The organism is Pedobacter sp. 01N416 (assembly GCF_056399685.1).
Genome location: NZ_JBFTRT010000725.1, coordinates 1 through 2,131 on the forward strand (window position 1 = coordinate 1; position 2,131 = coordinate 2,131).

General features: G+C 39.8%; 1 protein-coding gene and 1 rRNA gene. Both read right to left on the reverse strand.

Going from position 1 to position 2,131, the window contains the following annotated elements:
• Positions 1-378 precede the first annotated feature (378 nt).
• Positions 379-1,359 carry an acyl-ACP desaturase gene (locus tag AC1DND_RS26330; protein ID WP_477585616.1) on the reverse strand — a complete coding sequence of 327 codons (981 nt, stop codon included), beginning with the start codon at positions 1,357-1,359 and terminating at the stop codon, positions 379-381.
• A 673-nt stretch (positions 1,360-2,032) separates the two neighbouring features.
• Positions 2,033-2,131, reverse strand: a 5S ribosomal RNA gene (gene rrf / locus AC1DND_RS26335); the annotation flags it as partial.

Consider the following 2,131-nt stretch of genomic DNA (forward strand, 5'->3'; position numbering starts at 1 on the left):
TTTATTATTAAACAGAGATCATCTTTAATTAAAAAAAATTGAAACGGCGATAGCAAGTTGCAAGAAGCCGTAATTTCGAGCAGAGTGCAACGCAGCCGAGAACCACGAAGTGCTGGGCGAAACTAAATCTTTATTATTAAACAGAGATCATCTTTAATTCAAAAAAATTGAAACGGCGATAGCAAGTTGCAAGAAGCCGTAATTTCGAGCAGAGTGCAACGCAGCCGAGAACCACGAAGTGCTGGGCGAAACTAAATCTATTAAGATAGATCTCTCTCCAGAAAGTTTGGGACTGCACTTTCAGGAAATGACGATACGCAACACAAAAAAAAGCCTCCCGATTTTACATCGGAAGGCTTCTATATATCTTATTTGCTGTTATCCAGCAATCCAGGTAAATTTATAATCTAYAGTAGGGTTTTTCATTCGCTCTGCAACACGTAATAAACGCGAAGGTAAAGCCATAATATAATCGCGGGCTTTTTCACCAGCTTCGTTTAAATCACGCATGCCCTCAATTTTCCAGTCTTCAATCAACTGTTGCATAATTTCAACGTAATCAATTGCAGTATATACCCCTAAACGTTGTGCGGCATCTGTAAAGTGACCAAATGTTTGGCCAATTTTCAAACCTACCTCACGTAAGAAATGGGCTGGCATTACAATTTTCTTACGCATCATATCTTCAAAAGCTAACATTGCTTCGTTAGGATCAACCTCGAAAATACGGTTCATGAAATCTTTATAAGCTTTTGCATGTCTGGCCTCGTCTGACGCAATTACACCACACATTCTAGATAATAACGTATCACCGTCTTTTTTAGCTAAAGAAGCTACCCTTCTGTGCGATACATTGGTAGCCAATTCTTGAAAAGAAGTATAGATAAAGTTACGGTATGGATCATGCCCGGTACCAATATCGAAACCATCAGCGATAAGATATTGCGTAGAAATTTCCATTTGGCGCATATCTACACGGCCTGATAGGTATAAATATTTATTTAACAAATCACCATGACGATTTTCTTCTGCAGTCCAGTGGCGAACCCATTTCATCCAACCACCTTCTTCGTCCCTACTATGTCCATCAACCATGGCTAACCACGATTCGTATGTTGGTAAAGCTTCTTCAGTAATGGTATCGCCAATTAAAACGGCCACTAAATCGTAAGAAAGATCTTTTGCGTTATCCCTCAAAATTCTCACATCTTGATAAAATGTTTCACTAGTAGAATCTGGTAAAAAATCAGAAGGTTGCCAGTTGGTATCGATTGGTTTCAAATAAGTTCCCATCGACTCCAGCATATATTTTTCAATATGCAACATTACTTCCCTTCTTTTATCTGCAAAAAAACTCATTACTTATACTTATATTTTTGTTAAAAACAAAGATAACCAAATATTGTGGCAAACCTTATGATATTAACACATTTAGCGCTAAATCAGTTTTAAATGTGGCTAAAATTATCAACATTGGCACAAATGGTTTTATTTATTATACACAAAGAATATAGAGCGCTTACTTACGGGTTTATTATTAGGAGCGCAATGACAGCAATCTATAAGGTTGGGTTCCGTCCTGCCTGGGACGGAAGGTGTAAAACTCAGGGAAGATCAGCGTAAACAGTTCCTTAACGTCTCTTCACTCCTTAATGGTATAAATAAATCATCTGGAGCTATGCCAATAGTACTTAATCAGAACCCTTCATTTTGATGATCTGGAGCGCAATAGCAGTAACATGTAGGTCGGGTTCCGTCCTGCTGTCCGCTGCAATCCTTTTTGGAAGCCCCTTGGGACAGACAATCTACCTCTGACCAAAAGGGATTTCCACTGCCATCAGGGCTATTTAACCTGGGACGGAAGGTGTAAAACTCAGGGGAGATCAGGTTTGCGCAAATCAGCGTAATCTGCGGGAACAGAACCTTATCCCTTTTTAAACTCCTTAATGTTGGAAAAATGAACGGCATAGACTATAAAATGCTTTTAAACGAAGAAAACCCCTCGACTCATCGTCAAGGGGTTTCTTTTAAGATCTGGCACCGACCTACTCTCCCACGTGTTACCGCAGTACCATCGGCTCTGGTGGGCTTAACTTCTCTGTTCGGAATGGGAAGAGGTGGACACCACCGA